This window comes from Vibrio sp. Y176, assembly GCF_033438945.1.
This window is the reverse complement of the sequence record NZ_JAWOQS010000062.1, coordinates 1-1,536: the sequence shown is the minus strand read 5'-3', so window position 1 is coordinate 1,536 and position 1,536 is coordinate 1. Positions and strand designations below refer to the sequence as shown.

At 40.2% G+C, this 1,536-nt stretch carries 2 protein-coding genes; both read left to right on the top strand.

Annotation, left to right across the window (positions count from 1 at the left end; all coding sequences use genetic code 11):
* Positions 1 to 201: 201 nt before the first annotated feature.
* On the top strand, positions 202 to 927 hold the full coding sequence (locus R7O13_RS24050; RefSeq protein ID WP_318304823.1) for an aminoglycoside phosphotransferase family protein: 726 nt from the start codon (positions 202 to 204) through the stop codon (positions 925 to 927).
* 172 nt (positions 928 to 1,099) lie between these two features.
* Positions 1,100 to 1,456, top strand: coding sequence for a hypothetical protein (locus tag R7O13_RS24045; protein ID WP_041061979.1), 357 nt, complete (start codon positions 1,100 to 1,102; stop codon positions 1,454 to 1,456).
* The last annotated feature ends 80 nt before the right edge of the window (positions 1,457 to 1,536 follow it).

Below are 1,536 nucleotides of genomic sequence, written 5' to 3'. Positions count from 1 at the left end.
TCATACTCAAAGTCAGATTGTGAGTTATTTGAACAGCAAGTGTTGGCACTGAAGAAATTCGTATAACAAATTGTTCAAGAGTGATTCGGCACGCGTGGCATTTTTACTATGCGTTGGTTTTAGTGGTTAAGGTGTTATGCGGAACCTTCGGTATTGCATGCCTCACACCTTAACAAGGCGTTAGTTGCACGAGGAGGTTTCGTGGAAGAATTATCAGGTGGAAGAGAATCAGCAATATATCGAGATGGTGAAGTTGTCTATCGTCCTCTTCAGCCGTGGAGTCCTACAATTCACTTTATTTTGAAACACCTCGAGCGAGAAAATGTAGCTGAATCTCCAAGATTTCTTGGTGTTAGCCAAGAACAGGAAGTCCTAAGTTTTGTTGTTGGTAATACTTATAACTACCCTCTAGTCGATGCAATTGCGACTGTGGATGCACTCACATCAGCAGGTAAGCTATTGCGTAAAATACATGACTCAACTGTGCCACTTTTGGAACAAGTAGATGTCAATGCGCACAAGTGGATGCTAGAGCCAAAAGAGCCTTTTGAAGTCATCTGCCATGGTGACTTTACCCCTTATAATGTTGCTCTATCCGAGAACACAGTTGTAGGTGTATTTGACTTTGATACTGCGCACCCTGCGCCAAGAATATGGGATTTAGCATATTCAGTTTATTGTTGGTCGCCTTTCAAAACTGACAGCAATGATAAGTTAGGCACAATCTCTGAGCAGGTAACTAGAGCTAAGTTGTTCTGTGATAGTTACGGTGCAACTGCGTTAGAAAGAAATCAACTAGCGGACGCAATGATTGAGCGATTACGGGCTTTAGTTTTATTCATGCGGAGAGAAGCTGAAAATGGTAATGAAACCTTTGCTGAAAACATAGAGCAAGGTCATCTTCAAGTCTATCTAAATGACATATAATATATCACTGAAAATAAACAAAAAATTCAGTGCGCATTGTGCAACTAACAAAGCATTTAAGAGTGATTCGCAACGCTTGGCAGTTTCGCTTCGCTCAAGTATAGCCAAGCGCCGCTCACACCTTAATGCGGCGTTAGTACCAAAATTAAATTAGGTTTCGGAGTATTTGAAAATGTTCTTTTCTAGTTCATCTCAACCCTTAGTTAACGGCGCTCACTTGTGCGAAGAGTTAACTAGATTTCTATCTGAAAACAAAAGTGACTTTGAACAGAAACTTATCCCAGACCTATCTCATATAGATCATATGGCTCACAATGTTAATGGGATAGAAGTCGAAAACATTTCTTTTGTAGGCTGTAATCAATATCAACTCGATTATTCATATGATTGGGAAGTTTATCGTGGTTGCTCTGATATGAATGAAGCTGATATCGAACATGAAAGCGTATTGTTCGTCCTTAATGATGACGGCTTTATCGAAATTGATTTCCCAGAGTATGAAGAGCGTGATACTCGCGAGGAATTTTAGTACTAACAAACTGTTCAAGAGGGATTCGCAACGCGTGGCATTTTTACTATGCGTTGGTTTTAGTGTTTAAGGTGGTATGC